General features: G+C 62.1%; 12 protein-coding genes. 6 read left to right on the forward strand and 6 right to left on the reverse strand.

What is annotated here, in order from left to right; genetic code table 11:
• Positions 1-86 precede the first annotated feature (86 nt).
• Both RY113_RS05675 and RY113_RS05680 read left to right on the forward strand, forming a co-directional pair.
• Complete coding sequence (locus tag RY113_RS05675) at positions 87-1,211, forward strand: exo-alpha-sialidase (RefSeq protein ID WP_315913832.1); 1,125 nt, start codon at positions 87-89, stop codon at positions 1,209-1,211.
• Positions 1,212-1,223: 12 nt separating this feature from the next.
• Positions 1,224-1,511, forward strand: a complete 288-nt coding sequence (locus RY113_RS05680; protein ID WP_315913833.1) for a MoaD/ThiS family protein — start codon at positions 1,224-1,226, stop codon at positions 1,509-1,511.
• Between the two features lie 143 nt (positions 1,512-1,654).
• Here RY113_RS05680 and RY113_RS05685 read toward each other — a convergent pair whose 3' ends face one another.
• The 4 genes from RY113_RS05685 to RY113_RS05700 are packed head-to-tail and all read right to left on the reverse strand — an operon-like array spanning position 1,655 to position 5,872.
• Entirely contained in the window at positions 1,655-2,704 is a 1,050-nt protein-coding gene (locus tag RY113_RS05685; protein ID WP_315913834.1) for an NAD(P)-dependent alcohol dehydrogenase, read from the reverse strand.
• Positions 2,705-2,708: 4 nt separating this feature from the next.
• A complete protein-coding gene (locus RY113_RS05690; RefSeq protein WP_315913835.1) occupies positions 2,709-3,593 on the reverse strand; it encodes a carbohydrate ABC transporter permease in 885 nt (294 codons plus the stop codon).
• Positions 3,594-3,596: 3 nt separating this feature from the next.
• Entirely contained in the window at positions 3,597-4,562 is a 966-nt protein-coding gene (locus RY113_RS05695; RefSeq protein WP_315913836.1) for a sugar ABC transporter permease, read from the reverse strand.
• Positions 4,562-5,872, reverse strand: a complete 1,311-nt coding sequence (locus RY113_RS05700; protein WP_315913837.1) for a sugar ABC transporter substrate-binding protein — start codon at positions 5,870-5,872, stop codon at positions 4,562-4,564. The genes RY113_RS05695 and RY113_RS05700 overlap by 1 nt, the downstream gene beginning before the upstream one ends.
• Positions 5,873-6,098: 226 nt before the next feature.
• On the opposite strand from RY113_RS05700, the gene RY113_RS05705 reads away from it, so the two are divergent.
• Positions 6,099-7,052 (forward strand): sugar-binding transcriptional regulator, encoded by a 954-nt coding sequence (locus RY113_RS05705; protein ID WP_110105293.1) that lies wholly within the window; start codon positions 6,099-6,101, stop codon positions 7,050-7,052.
• An 8-nt stretch (positions 7,053-7,060) separates the two neighbouring features.
• The gene (gene xylB / locus RY113_RS05710; protein ID WP_110105292.1) at positions 7,061-8,482 is read left to right on the forward strand and encodes a xylulokinase; all 1,422 of its coding nucleotides are present in this window, start codon (positions 7,061-7,063) and stop codon (positions 8,480-8,482) included.
• Between the two features lie 100 nt (positions 8,483-8,582).
• On the opposite strand, the gene RY113_RS05715 is transcribed toward xylB, so the two are convergent.
• A complete protein-coding gene (locus tag RY113_RS05715) occupies positions 8,583-10,064 on the reverse strand; it encodes a mannitol dehydrogenase family protein (RefSeq protein ID WP_315913838.1) in 1,482 nt (493 codons plus the stop codon).
• A gap of 170 nt (positions 10,065-10,234) precedes the next feature.
• Between RY113_RS05715 and RY113_RS05720 the strand changes: the two genes are divergently transcribed.
• Both RY113_RS05720 and RY113_RS05725 read left to right on the forward strand, forming a co-directional pair.
• A complete protein-coding gene (locus tag RY113_RS05720; protein WP_315913839.1) occupies positions 10,235-11,983 on the forward strand; it encodes a pyruvate dehydrogenase in 1,749 nt (582 codons plus the stop codon).
• Positions 11,984-12,028: 45 nt separating this feature from the next.
• Positions 12,029-12,421: a DUF1304 domain-containing protein gene (locus tag RY113_RS05725; protein ID WP_315913840.1), complete on the forward strand. Its 393-nt coding sequence runs from the start codon at positions 12,029-12,031 to the stop codon at positions 12,419-12,421.
• 84 nt (positions 12,422-12,505) lie between these two features.
• On the opposite strand, the gene RY113_RS05730 is transcribed toward RY113_RS05725, so the two are convergent.
• Positions 12,506-13,531: a YdcF family protein gene (locus RY113_RS05730; RefSeq protein WP_315913841.1), complete on the reverse strand. Its 1,026-nt coding sequence runs from the start codon at positions 13,529-13,531 to the stop codon at positions 12,506-12,508.
• Positions 13,532-13,692 lie beyond the last annotated feature (161 nt).

A 13,692-nucleotide genomic window follows, 5' to 3' on the forward strand; every position in this document is an offset into this window, starting at 1 on the left:
GGGCCGGGAGCCGCGAGAACGTGGGCGCATAAGTTACCGGCGGGGAACCATTGCCGTACCTAGGCGGCAGTGGTCGAATTTAACCCATGGAAAATAGCGAAGCAGCAGACACCTCGCACCCCGGAAGCAGTCATCTACTGGCCGTAGGCACCAAGAAAGGGCTGTGGCTGGGCTTGAGCCAGGACCGTAAAAATTATGAATTTACCGGCCCGCATTTCCTGATGCAGGAGATCCCCAGCATCGGCATCGATACCAGAGGAGGCCGCACCCGCATCCTGGTGGGGCTGCGCAGTGAACACTGGGGTCCTACCGTTGCGCACTCGGATGATCTTGGTGCCACGTGGCAGGAGCCTGAGCGCGGAGCCATCACCTTTCCCCCGGACACGGGAAGTGCGCTGGAACGGGTGTGGCAGATCCAGCCCGATTCCGCGGACCGTCCCGGTGTTGTCTGGGCAGGTTGCGAACCCATTTCCGTGTGGAAGTCCACAGATGGTGGCGAACATTTTGAGCTCAACCGCGGTCTCTGGGATCATCCTCACCGGACCGAGTGGGGTGCCGGATACGGGGGAGCGGCGGCGCATACGGTCCTGCCAAGCCCCGCGGATCCCACCACCATCCACGTCGCCATGAGCACCGGCGGGGTATACCGCAGCACCGATGGCGGTGCGTCCTGGCAGCCCCGGAACAAGGGCATAGGTGCGCAATTCCTGCCGGTTGAGACACCGGAGTTCGGACAATGCGTGCACAAAATTGCCCGGGATTCCAACCACCCTGAGGTATTGTTCGCGCAAAACCACGGAGGTGTCTACCGTAGCGCCAATAACGGCGACAGCTGGGACTACATTGCCCAGCAGCTGCCCGCAGATTTTGGCTTCACCATCCTCACCCACCCCCACCGTTCAGACACCGCCTGGGTCATCCCCATCAAGGCCGACGCTGAGCGCATTCCCCCGGAAGGGAAACTTGCTGTGCACAGGACGGACGACGGCGGGGCGTCGTGGACATCTTTTACTGACGGACTCCTGGAGCCGGAGTACAACGTGGTGCTCCGGGATGCTGCGGCCGTAGACGCTGCCAGCCCGGTTGGGTTGTTCTTCGGCACCCGCGGCGGGACTGTGTACGCCAGTGCTGATGAGGGTGAGTCCTTTGTTCCGGTCCTGCGGCAGTTGCCGGATGTTTTGTGTGTCCGTGCCGCCGCCATTGAACTATGAGCGTGACGGCGCATGGGTGAGGTAAGGATTCTGGTGCCGGCCCTGCTCCAGCCGCTCGTGGGCGGAAACGCCGAATTGCGCCTCGATGTGGGGGATGGTGCGCCGCTGGGGGAACTGCTCGATGCAGTTGCCGGTGAGTTCCCCGTATTTGGCCGCAGGGTGCGCGATGAGACGGGAAAGCTGCGCCGCTATGTGAACATCTACCTCGACGGCGATGAGGTACGGCGGCTGGACGGGCTGGAAACACAGATCGCCGCCGGCCAGGAGCTGATGATTATTCAGTCTGTGGCCGGAGGCTGACGCAGACGCTATCTCACCTTTGGTTGATAAAACGCGGACGCTATCGCACTCTGCCCAGCTGGGTGCGACAGCGTTGCCGAAAATCCCGCCATTGCTGCGAGAGCGTTCGTAAATAACGCCCCATTGCTGCGAGAGCGTTGGAGTTAGGGGTGGACCATGGCCTTCAACGCTCCTAGGTTGGACCCTGCCAGAAGTGCGCTCTGGACATCGTCGAGACCGTGCACCGAGGTGACCAGCCCGTCCAAATCCACTTGTCCGGACGCTGCCAGTGCAATGGCCGTGGGCCACGTATTCGCATAACGGAAGGTGCCGGTGATGCTGAGCTCGCGACCTTGTAGCAATGGCACGGGCAACGCAACGGTATCCGCCCCCATGCCCACCAGGACGGCGCGCCCGCGGGGAGCCAGCCGTTCGAGTCCACTCAGAATGGCCCGTTCGGCGCCGCTCGCGTCAATGAACACATCAAACTCGGGCACCACGGGGGGCGGCTCAATGGCAGTAAACGTATGCGTAGCGCCGTATTTTTCGGCCACGGCCAGCCGTTCGGCCCGCACATCGCTCAGGGTCACGGTGGCGCCGGCCAGCTGAGCCACCTTGGAAATGAGCAACCCGATGGGTCCGGCTCCGGCGACCAGGACCGCATCCCCAATCTGGATCTTCCCTGCCGACCGGGCCGCCAAAGCAACGCTCAAGGGTTCGAGCATGGCGGCGCCATCATCACTGATCGAGTCCGGAACCGGGTGGCAGAATGCGGCCGGGTGGATGGCATATTCGCAGAACACCCCGTCAATGGGTGGGGTGGCAAAGAACCGCACGCCGGGATCTAGGTTGTAGCAACCGGCCAGTGACTGTTCAGACAGCGGGTCCGGGATGCCCGGCTCGAGCGAGACGCGCTGACCAACGGACCGGTCGCTGACGCCCGCGCCCAGAGAGGCTATGACGCCGGCCGGTTCATGACCCAGCACCAACGGGGAATCGACAATAAAGGAGCCAATCCTCCCCTCCGCGAAGTAGTGGGTATCGGAGCCGCACACGCCCACCGAGGTGATCCGTACCAGGACCTCGCCCGGACCCGGAGTGGGAACCGGACGCTGCTCTGTGCGCAGCTCACCCTGGCGGACCAGTACGGAAGCGGTCATGGACTCCGGCAGCGTGGCAGCCGGTGTTGGGACGTTTGTTGCTTGAGTATTCATGTGCTTATTTCACCGCACCCATGGATAGTCCGCGAACAAGTTGCTTCTGGGCGATCCAGCCGGCAATGACCACAGGCAGCGACGCCAGTACGGATGCGGCGGATAGCTTGGCCAGGAACAAGCCCTCGCTGGTCATTTGCGAGACCAAGAAAACCGGCACGGTGGAGGCATTAGCGGCCGTGAGGTTCAGTGCGAAGAAGAACTCATTCCACGCGAAGATCACGCAGATCAAAGCTGTGGCAGCCAACCCGGGAGTGACCATCGGCATCAGGATGGTGCGCAAGGTTTTGATCAGGCCCGCTCCATCCATGGAGGCAGCCTCCAGAACTTCTGCAGGAACTTCCTGGAAGAAGGAACGCATCATCCACACCGCGATGGGCAGGTTCATGGCCGTGTACAGCACCACGAGTGTCCAAATGTTGTCCAGGACCTTCAGCTGCCCCGCAATGACATAGATGGGCATGATGACGGCCACCACGGGCAGCATCTTCGTGGAGATGAAGAAGAACAGCACATCGGAGGTCTTCTTCACAGGCCGGATGCTCACCGCATAGGCGGCTGGTACGGCCAGCACAATCACCAAGATGGTGGAGACGCCCGTGGCAATGAGCGAGTTGAGGAAATACGTGCCTGCACCGTTGGCTAGCACGGCCTCAAACTGCTCAAAGGTGGGGACAAAGAAGAACACCGGCGGATTGGACGCGGCGGCCGATTCCGGCTTGAACGCCGTCATGACCAGCCAGATCACAGGGGCGAAGAATACAAAGGCGAGCAGCCACGTGAGGGTGGTGAGAGCGGAACCTGAGAAACGCCGTCGTGCTTCACGAGACTTGCGCTCAGCGGACTTGACGGCCGGGGGAAGACTGGATGGGGTGAGGGTGGTAGTCACGGCTTAGTCCTTTGCGTCAAAGCTGCGGAAGATCAGGCGGAGGGCGAACGTGGCGATGATGATGGTGGCAATGACAACCACCACGCCCATTGCGGCGGCCTGGCCAATGTCGAAGCCCAGGAAGGCCCGCTGGTAGATGTAGAACGGCAGGTTGGCGCTGGCAGTGCCGGGCCCGCCGGCCGTCATGAGGTAGATCTGGTCGAAGGTGTTGACCACGTAAATGGTGCCCAGCAGCACGCCGAGTTCAATGTAGCGGCGCAGTTGGGGCAGGGTGACCCAGAAGAACGTCTTCGTCCAGCCGGCGCCGTCGATCTGGGCCGCCTCAAGCACATCCTTGGGTTGGGACTGCAGCCCGGCCAGTACCAGCAGCATGGTGAACGGGGTCCACTGCCAGACCAGCGCCATGAGGATGGAGACAATAGGGTGCGACGCCGTCCAATCGACGGGCGGGATGCCCACCAGGGAGATCACCCAGTTCACCAGGCCGAAGCTCGGGTTCAGCATGGAGATGCTCCACAGCGTGGCACCGGCAACCGGCATGATCAAAAACGGGGTGATCAGCATGGTGCGCACCACTCCCTGGCCGCGGAATTTGCGGTCCAGAAGGAGGGCGAAGATGATGCCCAAAACCATGGCGAAGAAGACACAGCCCAAGGTTATGAGGATGCTGTTCAGTGCAGAGCTGCGGAACGTGGAATCCATGAAGATGTCCACATAGTTCGTCAGGCCGATGAACTGGTTGCCGTCGGGGCGCAACAGGTTCCAGTTGCGCAGTGAGTACCAAATGGTAACGAGGAAGGGTAGTTGAGTGATGACGATGGTGAAGATCAGCGCTGGCAGCAGCGGGCCGCGGCGGCGCCAGCCTTCGGCCTTGGAGATGCCGGGGCCCTGCTGGGGGGCCTTGGCATTCTTGGCGCTCTGGCGGGCGTGTTGTTTGAGGTTGTGTTGGTCAACCAGCGTGTTCGCCATTACTTGCCTCCTTCTTGGTAGGACTTGGCAACGGGTTCGGCATACTGCTGGGCCTGTTTGAGTGCCTCATCAACGGATTTTTGGCCGGCAATGGCGGCCGAGATTTGCTGGCTGACCCGGGTGCCCAGGTCCTGGAATTCCGGGATTCCCACAAATTGCAGGCCCGGGTAAGGGACGGGGTTGACCATGGAGGTGGCCTGCTTGGCGCCGTACATGGCGTCAAGTGTCGGCTTGGCGTAGGCCTTGGCAACAGCGGCGTATTCAGGGATCTCATAGGTGGACTGGCGGCTGCCGGGCGGCACCCGCTCCCAGCCAATCTCGTTGCCTACTAGCTTGATGTAGTCCTTGTTGGTCATCCAGGAAATGAAGTCCCAGGCGGCGTCCTTGTGCTTGCTGGTGGAGGGGATGGCCAGCGACCAGCTGTACAGCCAGCCGGCATCCTCTGTCTTTTCCACGGGTGCCGGAGCGTACTTTGACTTCCCGGCAACCAACGACGACGACGGGTCCTCAATGCTGGAGACCATGGCCGTGGCGTCGTACCACATGGCCGCCTTACCCTGACTGTAGCGGGTGATGCAGTCGCCGTAGCCGCTGGTTGCGGCTCCCGGCTGGCCGGCGTCGTGCAGCAGGTCAACGTAATCTGTGACGGCAGCCTTGACCTCGGGAGAGTCCAGCTTCGCGTTCCAGTCCCTGTCGAACCACTGGCCGCCATAGGTGTTGATGACGGTGTCTAGCGGGGCCATGACCTCGCCCCAACCGGCCAGGCCGCGCAGGCAGATGCCGGCGAAGTCCTTGGTGGGGTCGTTCAACTTGCGGGCGATGGCGCCGATCTCATCCCAGGTGGGGTGCTCCGGCATGGTGATGCCGGCTTCCTTGAACAAGTCCTCGCGGTAGACAACAAAGGAAGACTCGCCGTAAAACGGCACCGAGTACATATCACCTTGGTAGCTGAGGGCATCCTTTATTGTGGGGATGAAGTCCTCGGTGTCGTAGCCTTCGGTGGCATCGGCTGCGGGCTGTAGATTGTCAATCCAACCGTTTGCCGCCCACATTTCGGTCTCGTAGTTGGAGATCATGACGACGTCGAATTCGCCACCGCCGGTGGCCACGGATGCGGTGATCTTGGCCCGGGCCTCATTTTCCGGCAGGGTGACGAATTTGACGTTTACTCCGGGGTGTTTTGCCTTGAAGTCATCCTGTAGGGAGACGGCATCCTTCATCTGCGGGTTGGCCACAATGGCAACAACAATAGACTCCTGTGCTGCGCCAGCGGGGGTACAGCCGCTGAGCGCAAGTGCTGCTGCGGACATGGCCGCCAGCCAGATCGGGGGCCGGGTGGCAAGTGCAGGCCGGTCTTTCGGGCGGTTAGCGGCCTTAGCTCGGAATGGGGGGAACTTCATCGGTCACTCTCAATCTCGTTGCTCATTTGAGAACATGATCTTGCTCATTTGTTAAGTGACTCTAGTCATATATACTCATTTGAGCAAGAGCAGTGGCTCAAATGTTTCACATGAAGTCAGTTGAGGAAGGTGCGCAATGCCTGAAATCTCCCATGAGGAGCTGCTTGCCCGCATTGGGCAGGCCTATTACCTAGATAGTCGTTCCAAGGTGGAGATCGCCACTGAACATGGCATCTCGCGTTTCCAAGTGGCACGGTTTCTGGACGAGGCGCGAGCCGCGGGCATAGTGCACATTGAAATTCGCCGTACCGGGCGCCACACGGCGGTGGACGCTGCGGCGCTCGCCGCAACCCTCGGGCTGCAGCGCGTGGTGGTGGTCAACACGCTCGATGACGACTTCGCGCAAAGAGACCTCCAAGCTCAGGCAGTGGCGTCGGAACTCATGGCAGAAGTCCATAAGGGAATGACGGTGGGCATCTCCTGGTCGCGCACCCTGGATCTGGCCGCCCGGCATGTCAAAGAGCTGCCGCGTTGTAATATTGTCCAGCTTGCCGGTGCGCTGCCTGTCCCGGGAGCAGGTAATCCGCTGGAAATCATCCAGCGGCTGGGGCGTTTAGGTGGCGGGACCACTTGGCCCATGTGGGCACCGCTAGTTGTTGACAGCGCCGCTACAGCATCAGGGCTTCGCCGGCAGCCGGAAATTGCCGATGCCATGGCCAAGGCTGATGCTCTGGATCTGGCATTTGTTGCCATTGGTGCCTGGGCCCCCAACCTCTCCACCGTCTGGGACCGCGTGGATAACTCCTCACGCCAGGACGGCATTGCCAAGGGTGCCGTGGCTGAATGCTCCGGACGGCTGATAGCGGCGGACGGCTCTGCGGTAGCTGCAGAGCTCGACGCGCGGATCCTCTCCGTGACCCTCAAGCAGCTTCAACGCACGCCCAAGGTCATTGCCGTTGCCCAAGGCGAAGCCCGCGCCGACGCCGTACGGGCCTGTATTGCCGCCGGTATTGTTCACACGCTGGTGGTTGATGAGTCTCTCGCCTTGGCGTTACAGGCATCAGCTGATGAAGAAGGAGCCTTGGTTTGAGCGAGAAAATGAGTGCAGCCAAGGCTTCCGGCCAGTTGGTGGTGGGCATTGACTCCTCCACGCAGTCTTGCAAGGTGGTGGCAATAGAGCTGGCCACTGGGGTGCAAGTGGCTACCGCATCTGCCGCGCACCCGGACGGCACCTTTCTTGATCCACGGCTGTGGACCGCTGCGCTAGAAGAAGCCTGGGCGGCGGCCGGCATTGCCGCCTTGGCAGGCAAAGTGGCGGCAGTGGCTGTGGCCGCGCAGCAGCACGGCATGGTGGCTGTGGATGCAGAGAATGTGCCTGTCCATGACGCGCTGTTGTGGAATGACATCCGCAGCGCCGAGGAGGCCAGCACCATGGTTGCCGAGCTGGGAGCCCAGACGTGGATTGACGCCGTCAATGTGCTCCCCGTGGCCTCATTTACGCTAACCAAGTTGGCGTGGCTTGCCCGCAACCGGCCTGCTGCGGCCGCCCGGGTGAGAACCGTGGGGCTGCCGCACGACTGGCTGAACCTGCAATTGACCGGCTCGTGGAGCACCGATCGCAGTGATGCCACCGGGACGGCCTATTTTGACCCGCTGAGCAACGGCTACCGGCATGAACTTTTGGAGCAATTTTTTGGCGGTGTCCCTGAGCTGCCACCGGTCCTTGACCCGGAGGCAAGTGCCGGGACGCTGCTGCCGTGCTGGGGCGAAAGTGCCGCCGTGGTGGGGGCAGGGATGGGGGATAACGCCGGGGCTGCGTTGGGTCTGGAGCTGGCGCCGGGGGAGATTGTGGTTTCAATCGGCACCTCTGGCACTGTTTTTGCCGTCTCTGAGCACCCCATTCATGATGTCAGTGGCCAGATAGCTGGTTTCGCTGACGCCACGGGCAGGCACCTGCCCCTGCTAGCCATGATCAACTCGGCCCGCGTCATGGCGGCCGGCGCCAACATGCTCAATGTGGATTTGGCCGAGTTTGACCGGCTGGCGCTCGCCGCCGCGCCAGATGCTGACGGCCTAACGCTGCTGCCGTACCTTGACGGGGAACGTACGCCCAACCTTCCCGACGCCACGGGCACGCTGGTTGGGCTGACCCGGACCAACATGACGGCTGAAAACATGGCGAGGGCCTCGGTTTTGGCCGTGCTGAACTCGCTGGCCGACGGGCTGGATACCCTTGCCGCTTCCGGGGTTCCTGTTGAGCGCGTGCTGCTCATTGGAGGCGGCTCCAAGTCCCGGGCGCTGCGCGAAGCTGCCGCAACTGTGTTTGCTGTTCCCGTGGATGTCCCTGAGCCTCGCGAATATGTTGCTCTGGGAGCCGCACGGCAGGCTGCCTGGGCTGCCACGGGGGAGCTTCCTGTCTGGGGCCGCCGGATTGAGGAGTCCTTCATGCCCGGCGGCGGCTGGGGTGCCCAGGTGCGCGAGCGGTATACGGCTGCGCGAAAGTCCGTGTACGGAGTGTAGTTAAGCACCGCCACATTAAAATCTGCGCCCGCCCCCCCGCATCTGCCCCCGTTAGACCGGGCGCGGATGTGGGGGACGGGCGCGGGAAGCGCCGGGGAGGTTAGCGCCCCAGATTCACCAGCTCCTGCACGGCCGCGCGGGCGCCCTTGCTGTGCAGGGTGTCTAGGGTGCGCAGGTAGGCGTCGGTGAAGCGTTCGTTGTCCACCAGGTCACCAAAAATATCCCGGTTGCGCAGGAAGGCGAGCTTTTCCTCACTCTGCTTCGCTGCCGCGGCCATGAGCGGCTCCCTGAGCCGGTCAACCACCGTGATTGGCTGCCCCGACTCGTCCGTCCCCTCGGCATAGCGGGCCCAGGAGGCGACGATGCCGGCGGAACGGGCGATGGCGGCGTCGTTCTTCAGGTTAATCCACACCACCGGCACCAGCCACTTGGGAATCCTGTCCGAACTCTCGGCGCACAGCCGGGCCAAGGTGTCGCGGACGTGCTCGTTGGCGAAGCGCTCAATGAGCGTGTTTTTGTACAGCTGAAGGTCCACACCGGGCAGCGGGGAGAGCGCCGGCGTGCCCTCAAGGTCCATGTAGTCCAGCAGGAACTGCACAAAGAGCGGGTCCTGGGCCACCTGGTGCGCGTACTCGTAGCCGGCCAGGACGCCGAAGTAGCACAGGGCCTGGTGGCTGGCATTGAGCAGGCGAAGCTTCATGAGCTCATACGGCTCCACGTCCTCAACAAGCTGCACACCGGCGTCCTCGTAGGGCGGGCGGCCCAGCGTGAAGTGGTCCTCCAAAACCCATTGCTCGAAGGGCTCGCACACCACGGGCCACTCGTCCACGATGCCGAATTCCTTGGCAATGGCGGTGCGGTCGGCGTCGGCTGTGACGGGCGTGATGCGGTCCACCATGGAGTTGGGGAACGTGACATTCTCACGCATCCAAGCGGCCAGCTCCGGGTCCCGCAGCTGCGCAAACGCCGTGAACATCTTCTTGGCCACATCGCCGTTGCCCTGGATATTGTCACAGGACATCACGGTGAACGGGGCAATTCCACGGGCTCGACGGCGGGAGAGTGCCTCTGTGATCAGGCCAAACGTTGTGCGCGGGGCCGCGTTTGGGGCCAGATCGTGAATCACATCCGGGTTGCCGGCGTCGAATTCACCCGTGACGTGGTGGAAGTTGTAGCCGCCCTCCGTCACGGTGAGCGAGACGATGCGGGTGTTGGGGCTGGCCATCTTCTCAATGACAGCGTCCGGGTTTGCCGGGGCGAAGAGATACTCCGTGATGGATCCGATCACGCGGGCCTCACGGCGGCCGTCGGGGTGCTTGAGCAACATGGTGTACAGGCAGTCCTGCTGGGCCATGACGTGAGCCATTTTCACATCATGGGGCAGAACGCCCACACCGCAAATGCCCCAGTCGAGTGCCTTGCCTGCGTTCATGAGCCGGTCAATGTACATGGCCTGATGGGCTCGGTGGAAACCGCCCACACCAAAGTGCACGATCCCCGTGGTGACCTTGGCGCGGTCATACTGAGGGACTGCGACATTTTCAGGCAGGCGGCCGAGGTTCTCAGCGGTGAGTTGCGGCATGAGGGGCTCCTTAAAGACGTGATCTTCATCCCACTGTATCAAATGAGCGCAATGTAACTTCTCATCTGAGCGTGTGGTGAATTTGGGTCGCCTCGATGCGTCGGGTTGGGCGAGGGGCTATATTGGCCAGTATCTGCCCACCCACACCTTGCAGCAGGAAGGTCCCCCCCATGGCCAAGGAACTTGCCACCCAGCTCATTGAACAACTGCAGCTTGCCGGCGTGCAGCGCATTTATGGGATTGTGGGTGACAGCCTGAACCCCCTGGTCGATGCGGTGCGAAAAACCGGCGGCTCCGCCAACGGAGGCATTGACTGGATCCATGTCCGGCATGAGGAGGCGGCCGCCTTCGCGGCGGGCGCAGAGGCTCAGCTGACAGGAAACCTAGCCGTGTGCGCTGGATCGTGCGGGCCGGGAAACCTGCACCTGATGAACGGGCTGTATGACGCGAACCGCACAGGGGCACCGGTGCTGGCTATCGCCTCACACATCCCCAGCAAACAAATTGGCAGCAGCTTCTTCCAGGAAACCCACCCGGACCGGATCTTCGAGGAATGCTCGGTGTACTCCGAACTTGTCAGCACGGCAGAACAGGCCCCACGCGTCATGCACAGCGCCATCTCGCATGCGCTGGGCTTGCGCGGGGTAGCCGTTATAACCCTGCCGGGCGACATTGCCAGCCTCCCGGCCAGTGCCCCTACCCCGCAGTGGCAACCATTCACTCGGGCCTCGCTGGTACCTGCCCCCGAAAGTGTCGCCGAGCTTGCCCAAGCCATCAACCAAGCGGATAAGGTGGCAATCTTTGCGGGGGCCGGCGTTGCAGGCGCCCACGATGAAGTCATAGCCCTGGCCGAAAAGATCAAGGCTCCCATTGGGCACAGCCTGCGGGGGAAGGACTTCATCCAGTACGCAAACCCGTACGACATTGGGATGACCGGCCTGCTGGGCTATGGTGCTGCAGCCGAAGGAATTGAAGGCGCTGATTTGCTCATCCTGCTGGGCACCGACTTCCCCTACGACCAATTCCTGCCCGGCACCCGCACCGCACAGGTGGATTGTGCACCTGAGCATCTGGGCCGGCGCACCGACGTGGACATCTGTGTCCACGGCGACGTACTGCCAACCCTGCAGGCCCTCATGCCACTGCTCGAAGCCAAGACGCATTCGAAGTTTCTGGACCAAATACTGAAAAAGCATGACCGGCTCATGAATAAAGCGGTGGGTGCCTATACGCGCAAGGCGGATAAGTTGGTTCCCATTCATCCGGAGTATGCGGCGTCGCTGCTGGATGAAATTGCGGCCGAGGACGCCATCTTCACCGCAGACACGGGCATGTGCAACGTGTGGAGCGCCCGCTACATCAACCCGTTGGGCACCAGGCGCCTCATTGGCTCCTACCTGCATGGCTCCATGGCCAACGCACTGCCGCAGGCCATTGGCGCCCAAGCCGCCCACCCCGTCCGGCAGGTCATCTCCATCTCCGGGGACGGTGGGTTGTCAATGCTGCTCGGCGAATTGATCACGGCCGCGGCCCACAAGCTGCCCGTGAATGTGGTGGTGTTCAACAACTCCACACTGGGCATGGTGAAGCTGGAGATGCTGGTGGACGGGCTGGCCGACTTCGGTGTGGACGTGCCCGACACCAACTATGCGGCCATCGCCACGGCCATGGGGTTCCATGCCATGCGGGTCACCGATCCGGCAGACATTGCCGGCGCCTACCGCGCCGCATTTGCCCACAATGGGCCTTCGCTCGTGGAGCTCATCACCGACCCCAATGCACTGTCCATCCCACCGAAAATCAAGGGCAGTCAGGTCCTTGGCTTCGCCACGGCCATGTCCAAGATCGTGCTGAACAAGGGCGCGGGCGAGGCGGTGAGCATGGCCCGCAGCAACATTCGAAACATCCCCCGCAACTAACCGCGCGCCACAGCGAAAAGTCACCTACACCCTGAGAAGGTCTCAATGCTCCTTGCATCCCTGATATTCACCGCTTTGGCCGCCTTGGTCCACGTCTATATTTTCGTGTTGGAATCGCTGCGCTGGACGGCGGAGAGTACCCGGAGGACCTTCGGACTCAACGCTTCGCAGGCTCACGCAACGAAGGAAATGGCGTTCAACCAAGGCTTCTACAACTTGTTTCTGGCATTGGTGGCTGCTGCTGGCATCATCGCCGCAGCCTTGGGCCACCACGGTGTGGGTGCGGCGCTGGTCTTGGCAGGGTGCGGGTCCATGGTGGCGGCTGGGATGGTCCTTCTCATTTCCTCGCCCAAGAAGGCCAAGGCCGCGGTGGTTCAGCTCGCGATGCCGGCGTTCGCCGTCGCCCTTTTGCTGTTCTGGCTGGCGGCCAGCTCGTGAGTCCCACGTAGTGCACAAGCCGGGAAGCGCAGCCGGACGCGGTGGTCCTTGGGTGGTGAGCGTGCTGGCGAGGAAGCACGCCAGTTACTGGCTGGACATCACCAGCAGCCATGTGCCGAACACGCTCAATGCCACGAAGGGCAGGCACAGGATCAGGTGGAGTTTCTTATGTTCGCGCAGGATGGCGGCAAATTCGCGGAGGAACGCGCTGGGCAAATAATAGCGGGCCGTGGGGGAGCCCACCACCTGCGCGTCGAGCCCCAGCTTGCGGGACAGCAGCGCTGCACGGAGGACGTGGTAGTTATTCGTGACCACAACCATGGCCCCGCCCTTCCCGCGCTCGCGGGCCACCGCAGCAGAAAACTGCAGGTTCTCCGCTGTGGAGGCGGCCTTGTCCTCGGCCACCACATGGCCCGCTGGCGCCCCTGCCATGAGCAAATATTCGGCCATGGCCTCGCCCTCGGGTCGGGACTCGTTGGCACCCTGTCCACCGGAGGGAATCAACAGCGGCGCCGTCATAGCGGGACCGTTGGGGCTGAGGGCTTCCCGGTACATCGCAAGGCCTTTGTCGAGACGTGAGCGCAGCAGGGGAGGAACCGTACCGTCGATGATCTGCGAACCGAGGATGACAACTGAATCCGGTTCAACGGTGTGTTTCATCCGCCCGTAGGCAACCGCATAAGCCAGGAACACGACGAACACCACACCAAAGTAGCTGCACAGCAAGAACAACAGTGCGGCAAAGCCAATGGCTACCGGGTTCAGTGTGGCCACGAGTAGAACTGCCAGGACGGGCAGCCCCAGTAACGCAATGCCGGCCAGCAGGGATAGCAGGTTCCCGATGCTCCGGCCCTCACGGCGCAACATGGTGACACCGTTGCTGATAAGAAACCCGGCCAGGACAATAACGGCCAGCGGGGTCAGGGCCACGATGCTGAGCGTTATCAGGGCTGTCCACGGGAACCATTGGGAGAGAATGTCGGCAACGCCCGTGAGCGTGAACCAGCAAGCAGCCACCAAGACAATTCCGTTGCGCAGCATACGGGCATCCTTGCGGCGCAAATATACGTAGGTGGCGGCAAGGATTGCGGCCAAAAACAGGGAGAACATGTCCTCAGCCTAGTTGTTTCACGTGCCTGCCGGCGTGGCACTCCGGGTGGAGACTTCGCCGTGCGGTCAAGGCAAAAATGTGATCTTGGCGGCGGACGCGGGACACTGAAGGGGAAGTAGGGGATGATGGAAAGGATGACTTCCCCCAAAAACATTCCCAG

It is taken from the genome of Arthrobacter sp. lap29 (assembly GCF_032458965.1).
GTDB lineage: Bacteria > Actinomycetota > Actinomycetes > Actinomycetales > Micrococcaceae > Specibacter > Specibacter psychrochitiniphilus.

What these genes read in the sequence shown, in the direction of transcription:
- RY113_RS05675 (WP_315913832.1), top strand. Translation starts at nt 87, where the DNA reads ATGGAAAATAGCGAAGCAGCAGACACCTCGCACCCCGGAAGCAGTCAT.
- RY113_RS05680 (WP_315913833.1), top strand. Translation starts at nt 1,224, where the DNA reads ATGGGTGAGGTAAGGATTCTGGTGCCGGCCCTGCTCCAGCCGCTCGTG.
- RY113_RS05685 (WP_315913834.1), bottom strand. Translation starts at nt 2,704, where the DNA reads ATGAATACTCAAGCAACAAACGTCCCAACACCGGCTGCCACGCTGCCG.
- RY113_RS05695 (WP_315913836.1), bottom strand. Translation starts at nt 4,562, where the DNA reads ATGGCGAACACGCTGGTTGACCAACACAACCTCAAACAACACGCCCGC.
- RY113_RS05700 (WP_315913837.1), bottom strand. Translation starts at nt 5,872, where the DNA reads ATGTCCGCAGCAGCACTTGCGCTCAGCGGCTGTACCCCCGCTGGCGCA.
- RY113_RS05705 (WP_110105293.1), top strand. Translation starts at nt 6,099, where the DNA reads ATGCCTGAAATCTCCCATGAGGAGCTGCTTGCCCGCATTGGGCAGGCC.
- xylB (WP_110105292.1), top strand. Translation starts at nt 7,061, where the DNA reads ATGAGTGCAGCCAAGGCTTCCGGCCAGTTGGTGGTGGGCATTGACTCC.
- RY113_RS05715 (WP_315913838.1), bottom strand. Translation starts at nt 10,064, where the DNA reads ATGCCGCAACTCACCGCTGAGAACCTCGGCCGCCTGCCTGAAAATGTC.
- RY113_RS05720 (WP_315913839.1), top strand. Translation starts at nt 10,235, where the DNA reads ATGGCCAAGGAACTTGCCACCCAGCTCATTGAACAACTGCAGCTTGCC.
- RY113_RS05725 (WP_315913840.1), top strand. Translation starts at nt 12,029, where the DNA reads ATGCTCCTTGCATCCCTGATATTCACCGCTTTGGCCGCCTTGGTCCAC.
- RY113_RS05730 (WP_315913841.1), bottom strand. Translation starts at nt 13,531, where the DNA reads ATGTTCTCCCTGTTTTTGGCCGCAATCCTTGCCGCCACCTACGTATAT.